A 20,344-nucleotide genomic window follows, 5' to 3' on the forward strand; every position below is an offset into this window, starting at 1 on the left:
TCGCATGGCGGGGGAGACGCCGGTCCGCGCGGGCCGGGGCGACGGCAACCGTGAATCGGAACTGACCCACGCGCTGGCCGCGGTGCGCTCGCGGCTGGCGGCGGCCGCCGAAGCGGCGGGCCGCAATGTCAGCGAAATTGAACTTCTTCCTATTACCAAATTCTTTCCAGCAACCGATGTCGCGATTTTGTCCCGATTGGGTTGTCGCTGCGTTGGCGAATCCCGGGATCAGGAAGCCACGGCGAAGGTCGCCGAAGTCGCCCGGCTGGCGAGCAGTTCCGAGCGGCCGGACTTGCCGAATATCCACTGGCACATGGTGGGCAGGATTCAGCGCAACAAGGCCCGGTCGCTGGCCCGGTGGGCGCACACCGCGCACTCGGTCGACAGCACGCGGCTGGTGACCGCGCTCGACCGGGCGGTCTCGGCGGCCCTGGCCGAGGATCAGCGCCGGGACCCGCTACGGGTCTATGTCGAGGTCAGCCTCGACGGCGACGTGTCGCGCGGCGGCGTCGACATCACCGAGGCCGGCGCCGTCGATCAGGTCTGCGCGCGGGTCGAGGAGTCCAAGAGTTTGCAGTTGCTCGGCCTGATGGGCATTCCGCCGCTGCAGTGGGACCCCGAGCGGGCCTTCGACCTGCTGCGATCGGAGCACCACCGGGTGCTCGAATTGCACCCGGGCGCGGTCGGGCTGTCCGCGGGCATGTCCGACGATCTGGAAATCGCCGTCAAACATGGTTCGACATGTGTGCGTGTCGGTACCGCGCTATTGGGTCCGCGCCGGTTACCGTCACCGTGAGTAGTCACTGTAGTAACACCTTCATCACAGACACCACTACTCCCAGGGGCTAGAAGGGTTTACGCGATGAGCACACTGCACAAGGTCAAGGCCTACTTCGGTATGGCTCCGATGGAGGACTACGACGACGAGTACTACGACGACCGCGCGCCCTCCCGCGGCTTCCCCCGCCCGCGGTTCGATGACGGGTACGGCCGAATGGACGGCCGCTACGATGGGCGCGACTACGACGACCGGGAGCCGGCGGACTACCCGCCCCCCGGCGGCTACCGCGGCGGCTACGCCGAGGAGCCCCGCTACGGGTCGGTCCATGGGTCGGTCCACCCCCGTGAGTTCGACCGCCCCGACATGAGCCGCCCGCGCTTCGGGTCGTGGCTGCGCAATTCCACCCGCGGGGCGCTCGCGATGGACCCGCGCCGGATGGCGATGCTGTTCGAGGAGGGCAGCCCGCTGTCGAAGATCACGACGTTGCGGCCCAAGGACTACAGCGAGGCGCGCACCATCGGCGAGCGCTTCCGGGACGGCACCCCGGTCATCATGGACCTGGTGTCGATGGACAACGCCGACGCCAAGCGACTCGTCGACTTCGCGGCCGGCCTGGCCTTCGCGCTGCGCGGTTCGTTCGACAAGGTGGCGACCAAGGTGTTCCTGCTGTCGCCCGCCGACGTCGACGTCTCCCCGGAGGAGCGGCGCCGCATCGCCGAAACCGGTTTTTACGCTTACCAATAGCCAGCAGTGTCCGGCCGCGCCGCATGACGTGCGTGGCCGCACCCCGGAGTCGGTACGCTAGCGGATGCCGCCCGCAGGTCGGCGGCTGACTTTCGCGTCATCCTCATCGTTAAGGTCGGGGCTTCTCTGGTGGTGTTCTTTCAGATCCTTGGGTTTGCGCTGTTCATCTTCTGGCTGCTGCTCATCGCCCGGGTCGTCGTCGAGTTCATCCGCTCGTTCAGCCGCGACTGGCATCCGACCGGCATCACCGTGGTGGTCCTGGAGATCATCATGTCGATCACCGACCCGCCGGTGAAGTTGCTGCGTCGGCTGATCCCGCAGCTCACCATCGGGGCGGTGCGCTTCGACCTGTCGATCATGGTGCTGCTGCTGGTCGCGTTCATCGGGATGCAGCTGGCGTTCAGCGCGGCGGCGTGAGACGGTTCGGCCACGTTTTAGTGTCGGTTCGGCGGTCGCGATTTAAAATCGTTAAGGGTTTGGATTTTATTGGTCTTAGTGTGTGAAATTGGTTCTTATTTATTGGCCTAATCGGCTACCGCCGAGTCTGGTGTGACAGGATGGACGGCAGTTGCACGCCGGCAACCACTCCGTTCTACACTTTCCAGATCGTTTGACAGGAACTCGAGGGGACGAACAATGCCGCTTACACCAGCCGACGTCCACAATGTGGCGTTCAGTAAGCCGCCGATCGGCAAGCGCGGTTACAACGAAGACGAGGTCGACGCCTTCCTCGACCTGGTGGAGAACGAGCTGACGCGGCTCATCGAGGAGAACTCCGATCTGCGTCAGCGGATCGAGGAGCTGGACCGCGAGCTGGCCGCGGGTGGTGGCGGTGGCGCCGCCCAGACCACCCAGGCGATGCCGGCCTTCGAGCCCGAGCCCGAGCCCGAGCCCGTCAAGCCGGCTCCTGTAGTCGCGCCGGCGGCGCCCGCGGCGTCCCAGGGGACCAACGAGGAGCAGGCCATGAAGGCCGCTCGCGTGCTGAGCCTGGCCCAGGACACCGCCGACCGGCTCACCAGCACCGCCAAGGCCGAGTCCGACAAGATGTTGGCCGACGCGCGCGCCAACGCCGACCAGATCCTCAGCGAGGCCAAGCACACCGCCGAGACCACGGTCGCCGACGCGAAGCAGCGCGCCGACACCATGCTGGCCGACGCCACGAGCCGCTCGGAGACCCAGCTGCGCCAGGCGCAGGAGAAGGCCGACGCCCTGCAGGCCGACGCCGAGCGCAAGCATTCCGAGATCATGGGGACCATCAACCAGCAGCGCACCGTGCTGGAGGGCCGCCTCGAGCAGCTGCGCACCTTCGAGCGCGAGTACCGCACCCGACTGAAGACCTACCTGGAATCCCAGCTCGAGGAGCTCGGGCAGCGTGGTTCGGCGGCACCGGTCGACTCGAGCGCCGACGCCGGCGGGTTCGACCAGTTCAACCGGGGGAACAACTAGCCGGTCGCCGTGCCGGATTTCGCCAAGCTTCGATCGGCACATTAACCTGCACTAGACCTGGCAGTTTCCGCTTGCCGCCTGGAGGATGACCGATGCTGATCATTGCGCTGGTACTCGCCCTGATCGGGCTGATCGCGCTGGTGTTCGCGGTCGTCACCAGCAACGAGCTCGTCGCGTGGGTGTGCATCGCCGCCAGCGTGCTGGGCGTGGTGCTGCTGATCATCGACGCGCTGCGGGAACGCCAGCGCCGTGACGCCGGCGGCGAATTCGTGGACGAAGCAGCCGACGTAGACGACGCCGAGGACGAGGCCGCCGCGGTCGACTATCCCGAAGAGGTCCCGGACGAGGGGCCCGACGAGTCCGGCGCCGAATCCGGCGAAGAGCCGGTGGTGGACGACCGCGCCAAGTAGGGCGTGTTCAGCAGTTCGCGGACCTCGTCGTCGCTGACCTGGTGGAAGTCGGCGTAGACCTGTCCGACGGCTTCGAAGCCCGGCGGCATGGTGGCGCACACCACGGCGTCGGCCTCCTGCCCGAGTTCGCGGCATGTCGATGGCGGTCCGACCGGGACCGCGACGACGATCGACCGCGGACCCGCCGCCCGCAGGGCGCGGACGGCGGCCAGCATGCTGGCGCCGGTGGCGATGCCGTCGTCGACCAGGATCACGGTCTTGCCGCGCGGGTCGGGGACGGGGCGGTCGCCCCGGTACGCGTGCTCGCGCCGGGCGAGTTCGGCGGTTTCGGCGGCGATCACCTCGCGGATCTGCTCATCGGTGATCTGCAGGCTGGAGACCACGTTGTCGTTCATCACCACGCCGCCGCCGCTGGCCAGCGCGCCCATCGCGAGCTCCGACCACCGCGGCACCCCGAGCTTGCGCACCAGGAACACGTCCAGCGGGGCTTGCAGCGCGGCGGCGATTTCTCGAGCCACCGGGACCCCGCCGCGCGCCAGCCCGAGCACCAGCAGGCCGTCCTTGTCGCGGTAGGACGCCAGCTCGTCGGCGAGCACGCGACCGGCCTCGCGGCGGTCGCGGAACGTGCGCGTCGCCGTTCGCCGGAGGAAGCCGCTCGGTGGGGTCATGGGGTCGCATTCCAGGCTAGGAGCTGGGGACCCTTGGCGCCAAAAAAATCGTGTGATCGCGGCTTCGCCGCTCAACACGCTCCCTCGGTTCGGAAGCGAATGCGAGCATTCGCTTCGCTCGCCTCAGTCGTTGTCGTGTGATCGCGGCTTCGCCGCTCAACACGCTCCCTCGGTTCGGAAGCGAATGCGAGCATTCGCTTCGCTCGCCTCAGTCGCGTGTCCGAGGGGGGACTTGAACCCCCACGCCCATTAGTAGGGCACTAGCACCTCAAGCTAGCGCGTCTGCCATTCCGCCACTCGGACAAGACCAAACCACGTGGGCTGGCGCCTAAGGCTATCGGATCGGTGCGCGCGGTCCCAACCCAGCTCGTCCACGACGCGAACCCCACAGTGGTAGGAAAGGTGGTTGTGACCACCGCGAGCGGCACGACCGAGTCGACCGATCCCAGCGACGATGTGGTCGAGGTCGTCAGCAGGCTGATCCGGTTCGACACCACCAACACGGGCGAGCCCGAGACCACGCGGGGCGAAGCCGAGTGCGCGCACTGGGTCGCCGAGCAGCTCGCCGAGGTGGGCTACCAGCCCCAGTACCTCGAGTCCGGCGCGCCCGGCCGGGGCAACGTGTTCGCCCGGCTCGAGGGCGCCGACAGCTCGCGCGGCGCGCTGCTGATCCACGGGCACCTCGACGTGGTGCCGGCCGAGCCGGCGGAGTGGACCGTGCACCCGTTTTCCGGCGCGGTCCAGGACGGCTTCGTGTGGGGCCGCGGCGCGGTCGACATGAAGGACATGGTCGGCATGATGATCGTGGTCGCGCGGCAGTTGAAGCAGGCCGGAATCGTGCCGCCCCGCGACCTGGTGTTCGCGTTCGTCGCCGACGAGGAGCACGGCGGCAGTTACGGGGGACAGTGGCTGGTCGACAACCGGCCCGAGCTTTTCGAGGGCGTCACCGAGGCGATCGGGGAGGTGGGCGGATTCTCGCTGACCGTGCCGCGCCGCGACGGCGGCGAGCGGCGGCTCTATCTGATCGAGACGGCCGAGAAGGGGCTGTCGTGGATGCGGCTGAGCGCCCGCGGCCCGGCCGGGCACGGTTCGATGGTGCACGAGAAAAACGCGGTCACGACTCTCGCCGAGGCGGTCGCCCGCCTGGGGCGCCACCAGTTCCCGCTCGTGGTGACCGACACCGTCGCGCAGTTCCTGGCCGCCGTGACCGAGGAGACGGGGCTGACGTTCGACGTCGAGTCCGGCGACCTGGCGGGCACGATCGAAAAGCTCGGCCCGGCCGCCCGCATGCTCAAGGCCGTGCTGCACGACACCGCCAACCCGACCATGCTCAAGGCCGGCTACAAGGCCAACGTCATCCCGGGCACCGCCGAGGCGGTGGTCGACTGCCGCATCCTGCCGGGCCGCAAGGCCGCGTTCGAGGCCGAGGTCGACGAGCTCATCGGGCCCGACGTGACCCGCGAGTGGATCAAGGACTTCTCGTCGTATGAAACCGGCTTCGACGGCGACCTGGTCGACGCCATGAACGCCGCCCTGCTGGCGCTCGACCCGGACGCCCGGACGGTGCCCTACATGCTTTCCGGCGGGACAGACGCGAAAGCCTTCGCGCGCTTGGGTATTCGCTGTTTCGGCTTCAGCCCGCTGCGGCTGCCGCCGGATCTGGATTTCAGTGCGCTGTTCCACGGCGTCGACGAACGGGTACCCATCGACGCGCTGAGGTTCGGCGCCGATGTGCTGGCGCACTTCCTGACACACTGCTAAACGGATACCAACACGAGAGGATCGCCCATGAGCTTGCCGTCCGACCCGTACGACGCGCTGCCCAAGCTTCCGTCGTTCAGCGTGACCTCGAACTCGATCACCAATGGTCAGCCGCTGGCCAGCCCGCAGATCAGTGGGATCATGGGTGCCGGCGGCGAGGACGTCAGCCCGCAGCTGAGCTGGTCGGGATTCCCGGAGGAGACCCGCAGCTTCGCGGTCACCGTCTACGACCCGGACGCCCCGACGCTGTCCGGGTTCTGGCACTGGGCGGTGGCCAACCTGCCCGCCGACGTCACCGAGTTGCCCGACAACGCCGGCGACGGCAGCGACCTGCCGGGCGGCGCGCTGACGCTGGTCAACGACGCCGGGATGCGCCGTTACGTCGGCGCCGCGCCGCCGCCGGGACACGGGCCGCATCGCTACTACGTCGCGGTGCACGCCGTGGACGTCGACAAGCTCGACCTGCCCGAGGACGCCAGCCCGGCGTTCCTGGGGTTCAACCTGTTCCAGCACGCGATCGCGCGGGCCTACATCCACGGCACCTACGAGCAGACGTAACCGCCCGCCCTTCCCGCGAGAGTGCAACTGGCGACGCATCGGCCGAGAGGCGGTGTCGCTAGTTGCACTTTCGCGGCAGCTGTGGCGGCAGCGGCGGGCTTAGCGTCGGGCCGCCGAGCCGACCGCCTCGCTGAGCGACGCAAACCCGCCGTCGTGCAGGCGGCGGGCGATGCCGTCGTGAATGTGCTTGGGCCACAAGCCTCCCCCGTAGATGAAGCCGGTGTAGCCCTGCAGCAGCGACGCGCCGGCGGTGATCCGCTCCCACGCGTCGTCGGCGGTCTCGATGCCCCCGACGCTGATCAGCACCAGTCGGTCGCCGACGCGGGCGTAGAGCCGGCGCAGCACCTCGACGGCCCGGCGCGCCACCGGCGGCCCCGAGATGCCGCCCGCGCCCAGCTCGTCGACCCCCGCCGTGCGCAGGCCGTCGCGCGACACCGTGGTGTTGGTGGCGACGATGCCGGCCAGGCCCAACTCGACGGCCAGGTCGGCGATGTCGTCGACGTCGGAATCCGAGAGATCGGGGGCGATCTTCACCAGCACCGGCACCGACACCTCGGCGACGACGGCCGACAGGATGGGCCGCAGCGATTCGACCGCCTGCAGGTCGCGCAGGCCCGGCGTGTTCGGCGAACTGACGTTGACCACCAGGTACGACGCCAGCGGGCCGAGCAGCCGGGCGCTCGCGCGGTAGTCGGCCACGGCATCCGGGGCCGCCTTCGTCTTGCCGATGTTGACCCCGATCGGCACCTCGGGCCGGTGGCGCGCGAGCCGGATGGCCAGCTCCCCGGCGCCGTGATTGTTGAACCCCATCCGGTTGAGCAGGGCGCGGTCGGCGGGCAGCCGGAACAGGCGGGGGGCGGGGTTGCCGGGCTGCGGGCGCGCCGTGACCGTGCCTACCTCGGCGTACCCGAAACCCAGTGCGCCCCAGGTCAGTAACCCGGCGCCGTCCTTGTCGAAGCCGGCGGCCAGCCCGAGCGGCCCGGGAAATCGCACCCCGAACACCGTGCTGGCCAGCACCGGATCGCTCGGGGCGAGGACGCGCTGCAGCGGCCGCCGCCCCCAGCCCCCCGCGGTCGCGCCGCGCAGCAGCGCGAAGACCACCGTGTGGATGCGCTCGGCGGGGACCGCGAACAACAGCCGTCGCAGCAGGCCGTACACCGTCACAGTTCCGGCTGGTCGGTCCGCCCGCCTAGGCGAGACTTCTTCCGGCGCAACAGAACCCGCCTGCTGCCGTCGGTGTAGAGCCGCACCCGCGTCAGCTCCCAGCCACGATATTCGGCCTCGATGGACAGCCGGGTCGACGCGCTGAGCCGGGTCACCTCCGGAGGCAGGCGCAACGGTATCCACTCGTACTCGTCGGACATGTCGGCGTCCCAGCCCGAGGGCAGCCGGCCCCAGCGCGCCGCGGTCACGGCGCGCCCGCCGCGTGCTCGATGGCCTGCACGCCCGCACCCGACCCCGACACCACGTACAAGGTGCCCGACGCTTCGTCAAAAGCCAGGGAGTTGGGTTGCTGCACGGTTGGGTATCGCACCCTTTCGACGGGAATTCCGGTTGACAAATCGTAACCAATGACGACGTTCGACGCGGTCTGGGACACCCAGGCGAGCGCGCGGGATCCGGCCAGCCCGTAGGGGGCCTGCCGCACCGGGTAGGCCTGCCGCAGGATCAGCGGGTCGACGCCGTAGACCAGCAGTTGGCCGCCGCGGGTGTCGGCGACCAGGACCCGGCCGAGCGCGTCGGCGGCCAGGGTGGTCGCGCCCTGGCCGGCGCGCAGCGACTGCTGGACCTGGCCGTCGGCGCCGATCGTCGTCACCGACGTCTGGCCCCGGTCCAGGACGACCGTTGTATTCCCTTGTGTCACAAGGGCATCGACACGGGCGAAGATTTTGGTGCGGCTGCCGACGGCCCCGTCGGGTGCCGGGGCGGCAAGGGTGTAGACCGCGCCGTCGGCGCTACCCAGCACCAGCCTGCCGTCGTCGCGCCGGGCGATCGCGGTGAAGTCGGCCTGGTCGGCGCCGCTTCCGGTGACGCCCACCCGCGCGGTGTGGCCGCTGGCAAGGTCGACCGAGAAGTAGCCACCGCGCGTCGACAGGTAGGCGCTGCCGCGCCCATCGCCGGTCAACGCAGTCGCCGGCCCCGGCAGGGGCACGAGACGCGGCGCGGCGTGCGGGTCCCCGAACTCGGTCAGCGTGGCGGGCGCCGACGGGTCGGTGCCCGGCGTCAGCGCCACCAGGCGGTGGGTGCTGCCGTCGAAGATCGCCGCCGCGGCGGGGCCGCCCAACGGTGCCACCACGCCGGCCGGCCGCTGGGACACCGGCGGCGACGCCGCCGGGTGGGCCGGTTCGATCGTCGGCGGCGCGCTGGAAAGGGGACTTGCCGAACAACTGGCACACCCCGCGACCAGCGTCAGCAACGCCAGGCAGCGCCCAACCACCCTGCTATGCCATGGCAGCAACTCTGTTTTCCTCACGTCAGAACCGAAGTCAAAATTTTAGGGAACGGTTTCGCATCCAATATGGCCACGTTGCCCACATCGCGCCGGACTGGCGAGGTATCGTCGCGTCATGACCGTCATCGATGACAGGCATACCGCGCAAAACGAGTTTGCTGTCGAGGACATATCGACAGGGATTTTCGCCAGCGGATACGGGCAAGCCGGTGATGGACGCAGCTTTTCCTTCCATATCGAGCATCGTTCGCTGGTCGTCGAAGTTTACCGGCCGCGCCTGGCCGGACCGGTTCCGCAGGCCGAGGACGTGGTGGCCAGGGCGGTCCGCGGGCTGGTCGACATCGACCTGACCGACGAGCGCAGCCTGACCGCCGCGGTGCGCGACGCGGTCGCGCACGCGCTGCCGGTCTCCCGCTAGAGGTCGCCGCGCCGGGTACGGTCGTCGTCGTGACCGTCATCCTGTTGCGGCACGGCCGCTCCACCTCGAACACCGCCGGTGTGCTGGCCGGCCGCTCGGAGGGCGTCGACCTCGACGACAAGGGGCGCGAGCAGGCCGCCGGGCTGGTCGACCGGATCGGCGACCTGCCGATCCGGGCCGTGGTGTCGTCGCCGCTGCTGCGCTGCCGGCGCACCGTGGAGCCGCTCGCCGGGGCGCTGTGCCTCGAGCCCCTGATCGACGACCAACTCGCCGAGGTCGACTACGGCGACTGGACGGGCCGCAAGATCGGCGAGTTGACCAAAGAGCCGCTGTGGCGGGTGGTTCAGGCCCACCCCAGCGCGGCGGTGTTCCCCGGCGGCGAGGGCCTGGCGCAGGTGCAGGCCCGCGCGGTCGCGGCCGTCCGCGCCCACGACCGGCGGCTGGCCGAGCAACACGGCCGCGACGCGCTGTGGGTGGCCTGCACCCACGGCGACGTCATCAAGGCGGTCGTCGCCGACGCCTACGGCATGCACCTGGACGCCTTCCAGCGCGTCACCGCCGACCCGGGCTCGGTGAGCGTCATCAGCTACACGCCGTTGCGGCCGTTCGTGTTGCACGTCAACCACACCGGGGCGCGGCTGGCCGCATCCCTGCGGGCCGGACCCCCGCCGCAAGAGCCGCAACAAGACGCGCAACCGGAGCCTGCCGAAGCGGTGCCGTCGGGCGATGCGATGGTCGGCGGCTCTTCGGACTGATCGCGCTTGATTCCGCTCTGGCTGGGCAATCGAATCGCACGGCGGCGACGACAGCCGGTATTTTGGAGGTGCCATGGCCCGCGCAATCCACGTCTTCCGCACGCCCGACCGCTTCGTGGCCGGGACCGTTGGCCAGCCCGGCAATCGCACGTTTTACATCCAGGCCGTGGGCGATTCGCGGGTTGTTTCGGTGGTGCTGGAGAAGCAACAGGTCGCGGTGCTCGCGGAGCGCATCGGCGCGCTGCTGCTCGAGGTGAATCGCCGGTTCGGCACGCCGGTCCCCCCGGAGCCCGCCGAGATCGAGGACCTGAACCCGTTGATCACCCCGGTCGACGCGGAGTTCCGGGTCGGCACCATGGGGCTGGGCTGGGACTCCGAGGCGCAGACCGTGGTGGTCGAGTTGCTGGCCGTCACCGACGCCGAGTTCGACGCCTCGGTGGTGCTCGACGACACCGACGAGGGTCCCGACGCGGTGCGGGTGTTCCTGACGCCGGAGTCGGCGCGCCAGTTCGCCACCCGCTCCACCCGCGTCATCTCGGCCGGACGCCCGCCGTGCCCCCTGTGCGACGAACCGCTGGACCCCGACGGGCACATCTGCGCGCGCACCAACGGGTACAGGCGCGGCGCGCTGCTCGGGCCGGACGATGACCTCGAGGAGTAGTGGGCGTGAGGTGTTGCGGGACGGCGAGCTGACGGTCCTCGGACGCATCCGCTCGGCCAGCAACGCCACCTTCTTGTGCGAGTCGACGCTCGGTCAGTCCAGCGTGCACTGCGTGTACAAGCCGGTCTCCGGGGAGGCGCCGCTGTGGGACTTTCCCGACGGGACCCTGGCCGGCCGCGAGCTCGGCGCGTACCTGGTGTCGACGCAGTTGGGCTGGAACCTGGTGCCCTACACCGTGATTCGGCACGGGCCCGCCGGCCCGGGGATGCTGCAGCTGTGGGTCGAGCAACCCGGCGATGCCGCCGATTCCGAACCGCGGCCGGGCCCGGATCCGGTCGACCTGTTTCCCGCCGACAAAGCGCAGGCGGGTTACCTGCCGGTGTTGCGGGCCTACGACTACCGCGGCGACGAGGTCGTCCTGATGCACGCCGACGACATCCGGTTGCGGCGCATGGCGGTCTTCGACGTGCTGATCAACAACGCCGATCGCAAGGGCGGCCACGTCCTGCGCGACATCGACGGCCACATCTACGGCGTCGACCACGGGGTGAGCCTGCACGTCGAGAACAAGCTGCGCACGGTGCTGTGGGGCTGGGCGGGCAAGCCGGTCGACGACACCATGCTCGAGGCCGTCGCCGGGCTCGCCGAGGCCCTCGCCGGGCCGCTGGGCGACGAGCTGGCCGCCCACATCACCCGCGCCGAGATCGCGGCGCTGCGCGGGCGCGCGCTCGCGCTGCTGGACAACCCGGTCATGCCCGGGCCCAACCGGCACCGCCCCATTCCGTGGCCGGCCTTCTGAAGGCGGCTTCGCCGTCGGCGATACTGATGCGGTGAAACCGGCCGCCGACGAGATGACCGACGCCGCGCTGGCCGCCGATCTCGCCGCGGACGCGGGGGAGTTGCTGCTGAAGGTGCGCGAGGAGGTCGGGTTCGGCCATCCCTGGGCGCTCGGCGACGCGGGCGACGCCCTGGCCAACCAGTTGATCCTGCGCCGGTTGCGCGCCGAACGGCCCGGCGACGCGGTGCTCAGCGAGGAAGCCTACGACGACCTCGCGCGGGTGAACCACGACCGGGTGTGGATCATCGACCCGCTGGACGGGACCCGCGAGTTCTCCACGCCGGGCCGCGACGACTGGGCGGTCCACATCGCGCTGTGGCAACGCCCCGCTGACGGCCCAACCGACAATAAGCGCGAAATCACCGACGCCGCAGTCTCTTTGCCCGCCCGCGGGAACACGGTGTACCGCAGCGACACCGTCACCGCCGACGCCGCGCGCGTCGGCGTCCCCGACGTCATCCGGATCGCCGTCAGCGCCACCCGGCCGCCCGCGGTGCTCTACCGCATGCGCGAGACCCTGCACATCCAGCCCGTCGCGATCGGCTCGGCGGGCGCCAAGGCGATGGCCATCGTCGACGGCGACGTCGACGCCTACGTGCACGCGGGCGGCCAGTGGGAATGGGATTCGGCGGCGCCGGCCGGGGTGGTGATGGCCGCGGGCATGCACGCCTCGCGCCTGGACGGGTCACCGCTGCGCTACAACCAGCTCGACCCGTACCTGCCCGACTTCGTCATGTGCCGCGCGGAGCTGGCGCCGATCCTGCTCGGCGCGATCCGCCAGGAATTTCGCTGATCCGGCGCGCGTTTAGAGTCGACGATATGCAGGCGTGGTCTTCCGCACAGGTCCCGGTGGTGCCGGGCCGCGGCCCGGAGCTTCGCCTGTACGACACCTCCGACCGGCAGGTGCGCCCGGTGGCGGCCGGGCCGAACGCCACCATGTACGTCTGCGGGATCACCCCCTACGACGCCACTCACCTCGGCCACGCGGCCACCTACCTGGCCTTCGACCTCGTGCATCGCCAGTGGCTGGACCTCGGCCACGACGTGCACTACGTGCAGAACGTCACCGACATCGACGATCCGTTGCTGGAGCGCGCCGAGCGCGACGGCGTCGACTGGCGCGAACTCGGCGACGGCGAGGTCGCCCTGTTCCGCGAGGACATGGCGGCGCTGCGGATCCTGCCGCCGCGGGAGTACGTCGGGGCGACCGAGGCGATCCCCGAGGTGGTCGAGCTCGTCGAGAAGATGCTGGCCTCGGGGGCCGCGTACGTCCTGGACGGTCCCGACGGCGAATACCCCGACGTCTACTACCGCGCCGACGCCACCCCGCAGTTCGGCTACGAGTCCGGCTACGACCGCGACACCATGCTGCGGCTGTTCGCCGAACGCGGCGGCGACCCGCGCCGCCCCGGCAAGACCGACGAGCTCGACGCCCTGCTGTGGCGGGCCGCGCGACCCGGCGAGCCCAGCTGGCCGGCGCCGTTCGGCGCCGGACGCCCCGGCTGGCACGTCGAGTGCGCCGCGATCGCGCTCAGCCGCATCGGCAGCGGCCTGGACATCCAGGGCGGCGGCAGCGACCTGATCTTCCCGCACCACGAATTCACCGCCGCCCACGCCGAATGTGTGCGCGGCGAACGGAGATTCGCCCGCCACTACGTGCACGCCGGGATGATCGGCTGGGACGGGCACAAGATGTCCAAGAGCCGCGGCAACCTGGTGCTGGTGTCGGCGCTGCGCGCGCAGGGCGTCGAGCCGGCGGCCATCCGGCTGGGCCTGCTGGCCGGGCACTACCGCGCCGACCGGTTCTGGAGCGCCGACGTGCTCGGCGAGGCCACCGCCCGGCTGCACCGCTGGCGCGCGACGACGTCGCTGCCCGCCGGCCCGGACGCCACCGACGTCGTCGCCCGGCTGCGCCGGTATCTGGCCGACGACCTCGACACCCCGAAAGCCCTTGCCGCCCTTGACGGTTGGGCCACCGACGCGTTGGAGTACGGCGGCCACGACGCCGCCGCGCCGGCGCTGGTGGGGAGCGCCGTCGACGCGCTGCTCGGGGTGGCGCTGTGATGGCGTCGCTGCACGGCAAGGTCGTCTTCATCACCGGGGGAGCCAGGGGGATCGGGGCCGAGGTCGCAAGGCGGCTGCGCAACCGGGGCGCCCGCCTGGTGCTGACCGATCTCGACGAGGCCCAACTGGCGGCCATCGCCGCCGAACTCGGCGAAGACCGCGTGCTGACCGCGGTCGCCGACGTGCGCGACCTGCCGGCGATGCGGGCCGCGGCCGCGGCGGGCGTCGAACGCTTCGGCGGCATCGACGTCGTCGTGGCCAACGCCGGCATCAACAGCTACGGGTCGGTGTTGCAGGTCGACCCCGAGGCCTTCAGGCGAGTGCTGGACGTCAACGTGCTGGGCGTCTTTCACACCGCGCGGGCCACGCTGCCCGTGCTCGTCGAACGCCGGGGCTACCTCCTGATCGTCTCGTCGCTGGCGGCGTACACGGCGGCGCCGGGGTGGGCGGCCTACAACGCGTCGAAGGCCGGCGTCGAGATCCTCGCCAACGCGCTCCGCCTCGAGGTCGGCCACCTCGGCGTCACCGTCGGCTCGGCCCACATGTCCTGGATCGACACCGCCCTGGTCCGCGACACCAAGGCCGACGTGCCGTCCTTCGGCCAGCTGCTGGCCCGCTTCCCGTGGCCGCTGAACCGGACCACCACCGTCGACAAGTGCGCCGACGCGTTCGTCAACGGCATCGCGCGGCGCGCCGACCGCGTCTACTGCCCGCGCTGGGTGGGCGTGTTCCGGTGGCTCAAGCCGGTGCTGTCCACCCCGGTCGGCGAGCTTCCCCTCCGCGCGGCCACCGCCGAGCTGTTACCGCGAATCGATGCCGAGGTCGCCGCGCTGGGCCGCTCGCTGTCGACGTCCAACGTCGAGCGGTTGGGCGAGACGTAATTATTTGCGCCGCCGCCGCAGGTAGCGCTCGAACTCCGCGGCCAGCGCGTCGCCGTCGATCTTGCCCAGGGCCTCGTTCATGTCGAGTTCGGCGTCGCCGCGCTGCTCGAGCGACGTGACGTATTCGGCCAGGTCCTCGTCCTCGGCGGCCATTTCGGTGATCGCCTGCTCCCACTCCTCGGCCTGCGCCGGCAGGTCACCCAGCGGGACCTCGAGATCCAGCACGTCCTCGACGCGGCGCAGCAACGCCACCGTCGCCTTGGGGTTCGGCGGGCTCGACACGTAATGCGGCACCGCAGCCCAGAACGTCACCGCGGGAATCCCGGCGGCGACGCACGCGTCCTGGAACACCCCGGCGATTCCGGTCGGGCCCTCGTAGCGGGTTTCCTCGAGCGCGAAGCGTTTCGCCGACTCGGGGGAGTAGGCCGCGCCCGAGACCGGCACCGGCCGGGTGTGCGGGGTGTCGGCCAGCAGCGCCCCGAGGATGACGACGGTGTCGACGTTGAGCTTGTCGGCGATGGCCAGCAACTCGGCGCAAAACGTGCGCCAGCGCATGTTGGGTTCCACCCCGTGCATCAGCACGACGTCGCGGTCGCTGCCCGGCGGGCGGCAGTGGGTGATCCGCATCGCCGGCCACACCAGCTCCCGGGTCACCCCGTCGATCTGGCGGATGACCGGGCGATTCACCTGGTAGTCGTAGTACGCCTCGTCGTCGATCTCGACGATCGGATCGGCCTCCCAGATGGCGTCGAGGTGCTCGAGCGCGTCGCTGGCGGCGTCGCCGGCGTCGTTCCAGCCCTCGAACGCCGCCACCACGATGGTGTTGTGCAGGTCGGGGAGCGCGCTGCGATCCGGGCCGCGATCGGGCAAAGTCACGACAATCAGCGTACGGCCTTTCGCGGGTCGCCTGCGCGGACGTGCGGTCCGTGTCAGACACCCGGAAGCGCCGGGGCAATTTGCATAGGCGGACTATCCTCGTGGGGGTGACCACGTCGCCGACAGGATCCACGAGCTGTCGATCGCGGCGATGAGTTGGGCGTCCAAAGTCGATCGGGTGACGACGTAGACTTTTCTGGTCGAGAGGCGTTGCAACGGATACGGGTCCGGCCGGTATCCGCCACGCTCGGCAGAGACAAGGACGCCTTCCGCTACGGAAGGAAATGCACAGTGAACGCCTCAGCGTCGAACACCTCCGCGCCGAATGCCTTCGCGCCCAACATCCGCCCCGACTGCACCGACGACCTGACGGCGACTCTGCGCCGGCGGATCATGGTGATCGACGGCGCGATGGGCACGGCGATCCAGCGGGACCGGCCGGACGAGGCCGGCTACCGCGGCGACCGGTTCACCGAGTGGCCGACGGCTCTGCAGGGCAACAATGATCTGCTCACCCTCACGCAGCCGCAGATCATCGAGGGAATCCACCGCGAGTACCTCGAGGCGGGTGCCGACATCCTCGAGACCAACACGTTCAACGCGAACGCGATTTCGCTGTCCGATTACGACATGTCCGACCTGAGCTACGAGCTGAACTACGCCGGCGCCGCCCTGGCCCGCAAGGCCGCCGACGAGTTCAGCACCCCGGAGAAGCCCCGCTACGTCGCCGGCGCCATCGGGCCGACGACGCGCACCGCGTCGATCTCGCCGGACGTCAACGACCCCGGGGCCCGCAACGTCTCCTACGACCAGCTCGTCGCCGCCTACCTTGAATCCGCCAACGGGCTGGTCGACGGCGGCGCCGACCTCCTGATGATCGAGACGATCTTCGACTCGCTCAACGCCAAGGCGGCGGTGTTCGCCGTCGAGACGCTGTTCGAGGAGCGCGGTCGCCGCTGGCCGGTGATCATCTCGGGCACCATCACCGATGCCTCCGGGCGGACGTTGTCCGGGCAGGTCACCGAAGCGTTCTGGAACTCGATCAGGCACGCCAAGCCCATCGCGGTCGGCCTCAACTGCGCCCTGGGCGCGCCGGAGATGCGGCCCTACATCGCCGAGGTGGCACGCATCGCGGACACCTTCGTCTCCTGCTACCCGAACGCCGGCCTGCCCAACGCCTTCGGCGAGTACGACGAGACTCCGGAGGCCCAGGCCGGCTACATCGCCGACTTCGCGAACGCCGGCCTGGTCAACCTGGTCGGCGGTTGCTGCGGGACCGCGCCGCCGCACATCGCCGAGATCGCCAAGGTCGTCGAGGGCAAGGCGCCGCGTGAGCTGCCGCGGATCGATGTCGCCACCCGGCTGTCGGGCCTGGAGCCGCTCAACATCAATGACGACTCCCTGTTCGTGAACATCGGTGAGCGCACCAACATCACCGGCTCCGCCCGGTTCCGCAACCTGATCAAGGCCGAGGACTACGACACCGCGCTGTCGGTCGCCCTGCAGCAGGTCGAGGTCGGCGCGCAGGTCATCGACATCAACATGGACGAGGGCATGATCGACGGCGTCGCCGCGATGGACCGGTTCACCAAGCTGATCGCGGCCGAGCCGGACATCAGCCGCGTCCCGGTGATGATCGACTCCTCCAAGTGGGAGGTCATCGAGGCGGGCCTGAAGAACGTGCAGGGCAAGCCGATCGTCAACTCGATCTCCATGAAGGAGGGCGAGGAGAAGTTCATCCGTGAGGCGCGGCTGTGCCGCAAGTACGGCGCCGCCGTCGTCGTGATGGCCTTCGACGAAACCGGACAGGCCGACAACCTGGAGCGCCGCAAGGAGATCTGCGGGCGCGCCTACCGCATCCTGACCGAGGAGGTCGGCTTCCCGGCCGAGGACATCATCTTCGACCCGAACTGCTTCGCGCTGGCGACCGGCATCGAGGAGCACGCGACCTACGGGATCGACTTCATCGAGGCCTGCGCGTGGATCAAGGAGAACCTGCCCGGGGTGCACATCTCCGGCGGCATCTCGAACGTGTCGTTCTCGTTCCGGGGCAACAACCCCGTCCGCGAGGCGATCCACGCGGTGTTCCTGTACCACGCCATCAAGGCCGGCCTGGACATGGGCATCGTCAACGCCGGCGCGCTGGTGCCCTACGACTCGATCGACCCCGAGCTGCGGGACCGCATCGAGGACGTCGTCCTGAACCGTCGCGAGGACGCGGCCGAACGGCTCCTGGAGATCGCCGAGCGCTTCAGCAATGAGGCGAAGGCCTCAACAGACGGGGCCCCTGCGGCGGCCGAGTGGCGCAGCCTGCCGGTCCGCGAGCGGATCACGCACGCTTTGGTCAAGGGCATCGACGCGCACGTCGATGACGACACCGAGGAAATGCGGGCCGAGATCGCCGCCTCGGGTGGTCGCCCGATCGAGGTGATCGAGGGCCCGCTGATGGACGGCATGAACGTCGTCGGCGACCTGTTCGGCTCCGGCAAGATGTTTTTGCCCCAGGTGGTGAAGTCGGCCCGGGTGATGAAGAAGGCCGTCGCCTACCTGCTGCCGTTCATCGAGGAGGAAAAGGCTGAAAACACAGCGAACGGCGCCGCTTCGACCAAGGACACCAACGGCACCATCGTGATGGCGACCGTCAAGGGCGACGTCCATGACATCGGCAAGAACATCGTCGGGGTCGTCCTGCAGTGCAACAACTTTGAGGTGATCGACCTCGGGGTGATGGTGCCCGCCCAGAAGATCCTGGACGCGGCGAAGGAGCACGACGCCGACATCATCGGGCTGTCCGGCCTGATTACCCCGTCGCTGGACGAGATGGCCAACTTCGCCGTCGAGATGGAACGCGAGGGTCTGGAGATCCCGCTGCTGATCGGTGGCGCGACCACCTCGCGCGCCCACACGGCCGTGAAGATATCGCCGCGTCGCAGCGGCCCGGTGGTCTGGGTCAAGGACGCGTCCCGCTCGGTGCCGGTCGCCGCGGCGCTGCTCGACGACAAGCAGCGGGGTCCCCTGTTGGAGGCCACCGAGAAGGACTACGCATCGCTGCGCGAACGGCACGCGCAGAAGAACGAGCGGCCGATGCTGACGCTGGAGAAGGCCCGCGCCAATCGGACGCCGATCGACTGGGACGGATACACGCCGCCGGTCCCCGCCCAGGGCCTCGGAGTACGGGATTTTCAGGATTACGACCTTGCCGAGCTGCGCGAGTACATCGACTGGCAGCCGTTCTTCAACGCCTGGGAGATGAAGGGCCGGTTTCCCGACATCCTCAACAACCCGGCCACCGGCGAGGCCGCCCGCAAGCTCTACGACGACGCCCAGGAGATGCTCGACACCCTCATCAAGGAGAAGTGGCTGACCGCCAACGCCGTGATCGGGTTCTTCCCGGCCAACGCCGTGGGTGACGACGTCGAGGTCTACACCGACGAGACCCGCACCGAGGTGCTGACCACGCTGCACAACCTGCGCCAGCAGGGCGAGCACCGGGAGGGCATCCCGAACCGGTCGCTGGGCGACTACATCGCGCCCAAGGACACGGGTCTGGCCGACTACGTCGGCGCCTTCGCCGTCACCGCGGGGCTCGGCAGCGGAGAGAAGATCGCGGAGTTCAAGGCGGCCCTCGACGACTACAGCGCGATCCTGCTGGAGTCCGTGGCCGACCGGCTGGCAGAGGCCTTCGCCGAACGGATGCACCAACGGGTCCGCAAGGAGTTCTGGGGATTCCAGCCGGACGAGCAGCTGGACAACGAGGCCCTCATCGATGAGAAGTACCAGGGGGTCCGCCCCGCGCCGGGTTACCCGGCCTGCCCGGAGCACACCGAGAAGGCGACGCTCTGGAAGTTGATGGACGTCCAGGAGCGCACCCGCATCGAGCTGACCGATTCGATGGCGATGTGGCCCGGTGCCGCCGTCAGCGGCTGGTACTTCTCGCACCCGCAGTCGCAGTACTTCGTGGTCGGCCGGATGGCCCAGGACCAGGTCGCCGACTATGCCAAGCGCAAGGGCTGGACGCTGCGGGAGGCCGAACGCTGGCTCGGCGCCAACCTCGGCTACAACCCCGAGGACTGAGCTCCGATTTCCCCCGCGAGCGTGCATGTTTGTACAGCGACACGCCGTGCTTGGCGTACATATGCGGACGCTCGCGGCCGGGGGACTCGGCGAAACCCGAGTGACTTTGCTCGCCGCCGCGTGAAACAATCGCTGGCCGTGAAGACGTTCGATGATCTGTTCGCCGAGCTCGCCGAGCGCGCCCGCACCCGCCCGCCCGGCAGCGGCACCGTCGCCGCACTGGACGGCGGCGTCCATGGGCTGGGCAAGAAGATCCTCGAGGAGGCCGGCGAGGTGTGGCTGGCCGCCGAACACGAACCCGACGAGGCGCTCGCCGAGGAGATCAGCCAGTTGCTGTATTGGACCCAGGTGCTGATGATCGCGCGCGGGCTGTCCCTCGACGACGTCTACCGGAAGCTGTGAGCATGCTGCGCATTGCGGTACCCAACAAGGGCACGCTCAGCGAGCCCGCCAGCGAGATCCTCGCCGAGGCCGGCTACCGGCGGCGCACCGATGCCAAGGACTTGACCGTCATCGACCCCGCCAACCAGGTCGAGTTCTTTTTCTTGCGGCCCAAGGACATTGCCATCTACGTCGGCTCGGGCGAGCTGGACTTCGGCATCACCGGGCGCGATTTGGTGCGCGATTCCGACGCCCCGGTGCGCGAGCGGCTGGCGCTGGGTTTCGGGTCGTCGAGCTTTCGCTACGCCGGCCCGGCCGGCTCCGATTGGACGACGGCTGACCTGGCCGGCAAGCGGATCGCCACCGCATATCCGAACCTGGTCCGAAAGGATTTGGCGGAGAAGGGGATTGAGGCGACCGTCATCCGGCTCGACGGTGCGGTGGAGATCTCGGTGCAGCTCGGCGTGGCCGACGCCATCGCCGACGTGGTGGGGTCCGGGCGCACCCTGAGCATGCACGACCTGGTGGCCTTCGGAGACCCGATCTGCGACTCCGAGGCGGTGCTGATCGAGCGCA

General features: G+C 69.6%; 21 protein-coding genes, 1 tRNA gene and 1 pseudogene. 17 read left to right on the plus strand and 6 right to left on the minus strand.

All coding sequences use genetic code 11. The features are described from left to right. Nucleotides 1-4: 4 nt before the first annotated feature. From AC5Y43_RS22655 to AC5Y43_RS22675, 5 genes are all read left to right on the plus strand, one after another. Nucleotides 5-796 (plus strand): YggS family pyridoxal phosphate-dependent enzyme, encoded by a 792-nt coding sequence (locus AC5Y43_RS22655; protein WP_499976196.1) that lies wholly within the window; start codon nucleotides 5-7, stop codon nucleotides 794-796. A 66-nt stretch (nucleotides 797-862) separates the two neighbouring features. Then, a complete protein-coding gene (locus AC5Y43_RS22660; RefSeq protein WP_499976197.1) occupies nucleotides 863-1,525 on the plus strand; it encodes a cell division protein SepF in 663 nt (220 codons plus the stop codon). Nucleotides 1,526-1,651: 126 nt separating this feature from the next. Then, the gene (locus AC5Y43_RS22665; protein WP_499976243.1) at nucleotides 1,652-1,942 is read left to right on the plus strand and encodes a YggT family protein; all 291 of its coding nucleotides are present in this window, start codon (nucleotides 1,652-1,654) and stop codon (nucleotides 1,940-1,942) included. A 219-nt stretch (nucleotides 1,943-2,161) separates the two neighbouring features. Then, nucleotides 2,162-2,971 (plus strand): DivIVA-like cell division protein Wag31, encoded by an 810-nt coding sequence (wag31, locus tag AC5Y43_RS22670; protein ID WP_499976198.1) that lies wholly within the window; start codon nucleotides 2,162-2,164, stop codon nucleotides 2,969-2,971. Nucleotides 2,972-3,063: 92 nt separating this feature from the next. After that, a complete protein-coding gene (locus AC5Y43_RS22675) occupies nucleotides 3,064-3,381 on the plus strand; it encodes a hypothetical protein (RefSeq protein ID WP_499976200.1) in 318 nt (105 codons plus the stop codon). Here the strand turns inward: AC5Y43_RS22675 and AC5Y43_RS22680 are convergent. Further along, nucleotides 3,381-4,061 (minus strand): annotated as a pseudogene (locus AC5Y43_RS22680) (phosphoribosyltransferase); the annotation flags it as partial. The gene AC5Y43_RS22675 and the pseudogene AC5Y43_RS22680 sit on opposite strands and share 1 nt — an antisense overlap. 205 nt (nucleotides 4,062-4,266) lie before the next feature. Continuing rightward, nucleotides 4,267-4,352, minus strand: a tRNA-Leu gene (locus tag AC5Y43_RS22685). Between the two features lie 105 nt (nucleotides 4,353-4,457). Between AC5Y43_RS22685 and AC5Y43_RS22690 the strand changes: the two genes are divergently transcribed. Together AC5Y43_RS22690 and AC5Y43_RS22695 are read left to right on the plus strand one after the other, a co-directional pair. Further along, entirely contained in the window at nucleotides 4,458-5,810 is a 1,353-nt protein-coding gene (locus AC5Y43_RS22690; RefSeq protein WP_499976202.1) for a M20/M25/M40 family metallo-hydrolase, read from the plus strand. Nucleotides 5,811-5,837: 27 nt separating this feature from the next. After that, the gene (locus tag AC5Y43_RS22695) at nucleotides 5,838-6,368 is read left to right on the plus strand and encodes a YbhB/YbcL family Raf kinase inhibitor-like protein (protein ID WP_499976204.1); all 531 of its coding nucleotides are present in this window, start codon (nucleotides 5,838-5,840) and stop codon (nucleotides 6,366-6,368) included. Nucleotides 6,369-6,467: 99 nt separating this feature from the next. On the opposite strand, the gene AC5Y43_RS22700 is transcribed toward AC5Y43_RS22695, so the two are convergent. From AC5Y43_RS22700 to AC5Y43_RS22710, 3 genes are read right to left on the minus strand one after another with little or no spacing between them, the layout of a single operon-like run. After that, on the minus strand, nucleotides 6,468-7,526 hold the full coding sequence (locus AC5Y43_RS22700) for a quinone-dependent dihydroorotate dehydrogenase (protein ID WP_499976245.1): 1,059 nt from the start codon (nucleotides 7,524-7,526) through the stop codon (nucleotides 6,468-6,470). A 2-nt stretch (nucleotides 7,527-7,528) separates the two neighbouring features. Then, on the minus strand, nucleotides 7,529-7,780 hold the full coding sequence (locus AC5Y43_RS22705) for a DUF5703 family protein (protein WP_499976206.1): 252 nt from the start codon (nucleotides 7,778-7,780) through the stop codon (nucleotides 7,529-7,531). Beyond that, nucleotides 7,777-8,826, minus strand: a complete 1,050-nt coding sequence (locus AC5Y43_RS22710) for a YncE family protein (protein ID WP_499976208.1) — start codon at nucleotides 8,824-8,826, stop codon at nucleotides 7,777-7,779. Before AC5Y43_RS22710 ends, AC5Y43_RS22705 begins: the two co-directional genes overlap by 4 nt. A gap of 109 nt (nucleotides 8,827-8,935) precedes the next feature. Between AC5Y43_RS22710 and AC5Y43_RS22715 the strand changes: the two genes are divergently transcribed. The 7 genes from AC5Y43_RS22715 to AC5Y43_RS22745 all read left to right on the plus strand — a co-directional run bounded on the left by AC5Y43_RS22715 (nucleotide 8,936) and on the right by AC5Y43_RS22745 (nucleotide 14,437). Beyond that, nucleotides 8,936-9,238 carry a hypothetical protein gene (locus tag AC5Y43_RS22715; protein ID WP_499976210.1) on the plus strand — a complete coding sequence of 101 codons (303 nt, stop codon included), beginning with the start codon at nucleotides 8,936-8,938 and terminating at the stop codon, nucleotides 9,236-9,238. 29 nt (nucleotides 9,239-9,267) lie between these two features. Beyond that, the gene (locus AC5Y43_RS22720) at nucleotides 9,268-9,993 is read left to right on the plus strand and encodes a histidine phosphatase family protein (protein WP_499976212.1); all 726 of its coding nucleotides are present in this window, start codon (nucleotides 9,268-9,270) and stop codon (nucleotides 9,991-9,993) included. Nucleotides 9,994-10,066: 73 nt separating this feature from the next. Then, nucleotides 10,067-10,654 carry a DUF3090 domain-containing protein gene (locus AC5Y43_RS22725; protein WP_499976214.1) on the plus strand — a complete coding sequence of 196 codons (588 nt, stop codon included), beginning with the start codon at nucleotides 10,067-10,069 and terminating at the stop codon, nucleotides 10,652-10,654. After that, nucleotides 10,638-11,453 carry an SCO1664 family protein gene (locus AC5Y43_RS22730; RefSeq protein ID WP_499976216.1) on the plus strand — a complete coding sequence of 272 codons (816 nt, stop codon included), beginning with the start codon at nucleotides 10,638-10,640 and terminating at the stop codon, nucleotides 11,451-11,453. The genes AC5Y43_RS22725 and AC5Y43_RS22730 overlap by 17 nt, the downstream gene beginning before the upstream one ends. A 52-nt stretch (nucleotides 11,454-11,505) precedes the next feature. Then, nucleotides 11,506-12,285 carry a 3'(2'),5'-bisphosphate nucleotidase CysQ gene (locus AC5Y43_RS22735; RefSeq protein WP_499976247.1) on the plus strand — a complete coding sequence of 260 codons (780 nt, stop codon included), beginning with the start codon at nucleotides 11,506-11,508 and terminating at the stop codon, nucleotides 12,283-12,285. A gap of 26 nt (nucleotides 12,286-12,311) precedes the next feature. After that, complete coding sequence (gene mshC, locus AC5Y43_RS22740; protein WP_499976218.1) at nucleotides 12,312-13,556, plus strand: cysteine--1-D-myo-inosityl 2-amino-2-deoxy-alpha-D-glucopyranoside ligase; 1,245 nt, start codon at nucleotides 12,312-12,314, stop codon at nucleotides 13,554-13,556. Next, on the plus strand, nucleotides 13,556-14,437 hold the full coding sequence (locus tag AC5Y43_RS22745; RefSeq protein ID WP_499976220.1) for an SDR family oxidoreductase: 882 nt from the start codon (nucleotides 13,556-13,558) through the stop codon (nucleotides 14,435-14,437). The genes mshC and AC5Y43_RS22745 overlap by 1 nt, the downstream gene beginning before the upstream one ends. Here the strand turns inward: AC5Y43_RS22745 and AC5Y43_RS22750 are convergent, their stop codons facing one another. Next, nucleotides 14,438-15,307: a PAC2 family protein gene (locus AC5Y43_RS22750; protein ID WP_499976248.1), complete on the minus strand. Its 870-nt coding sequence runs from the start codon at nucleotides 15,305-15,307 to the stop codon at nucleotides 14,438-14,440. A 297-nt stretch (nucleotides 15,308-15,604) separates the two neighbouring features. Between AC5Y43_RS22750 and metH the strand changes: the two genes are divergently transcribed. The 3 genes from metH to hisG all read left to right on the plus strand — a co-directional run. Beyond that, a complete protein-coding gene (gene metH / locus AC5Y43_RS22755) occupies nucleotides 15,605-19,387 on the plus strand; it encodes a methionine synthase (protein ID WP_499976222.1) in 3,783 nt (1,260 codons plus the stop codon). 120 nt (nucleotides 19,388-19,507) lie between these two features. Then, complete coding sequence (locus AC5Y43_RS22760) at nucleotides 19,508-19,789, plus strand: phosphoribosyl-ATP diphosphatase (RefSeq protein WP_499976224.1); 282 nt, start codon at nucleotides 19,508-19,510, stop codon at nucleotides 19,787-19,789. Between the two features lie 2 nt (nucleotides 19,790-19,791). After that, nucleotides 19,792-20,344, plus strand: a 553-nt coding sequence (hisG, locus tag AC5Y43_RS22765; RefSeq protein WP_499976226.1) for an ATP phosphoribosyltransferase, incomplete at its 3' end; no start/stop codon positions are given.

The sequence above is a fragment of the Mycobacterium sp. NGS57 genome, from assembly GCF_059812405.1.